The following is a 506-nucleotide window of genomic DNA, read 5'->3' as shown; positions in this document are numbered from 1 at the left end:
TGGGTACCGTGCGCGAACGCGCGGAAGATGAAGCAATCAACGTCTTTGCCCGTAACCTGCACGATCTGCTGATGGCGGCCCCTGCCGGACTGCGTGCAACGATGGGCCTCGATCCGGGTCTGCGTACTGGGGTAAAAGTGGCGGTGGTCGATGCCACTGGCAAACTGGTAGCGACCGATACCATTTACCCGCACACCGGACAAGCCGCAAAAGCAGCGATGACTGTTGCTGCGCTGTGTGAAAAGCATAACGTTGAACTGGTGGCGATCGGCAACGGTACAGCTTCCCGCGAAACTGAACGTTTCTATCTCGACGTGCAGAAGCAGTTCCCGAAAGTGACCGCACAGAAAGTGATCGTCAGCGAAGCTGGCGCGTCGGTTTACTCAGCTTCCGAGCTGGCAGCGCAGGAGTTCCCGGATCTCGACGTTTCGCTGCGTGGTGCGGTATCTATCGCCCGCCGTTTGCAGGATCCGCTGGCGGAGCTGGTGAAAATCGATCCGAAATCT

The 506-nt window shown here is 58.3% G+C and carries 1 pseudogene; it reads left to right on the top strand.

The window, feature by feature from the left end:
* Positions 1-506 (top strand): annotated as a pseudogene (locus tag ACLJOK_RS33555) (RNA-binding transcriptional accessory protein); the annotation flags it as partial.

The sequence above is a fragment of the Micromonospora sp. 050-3 genome (genome assembly GCF_046549335.1).
GTDB classification, from domain to species: Bacteria; Actinomycetota; Actinomycetes; order Mycobacteriales; family Micromonosporaceae; genus Micromonospora; species Micromonospora trifolii.
The sequence above is the reverse complement of the archived record's forward strand: the minus strand, read 5'-3'. Positions and strand labels throughout refer to the sequence as shown.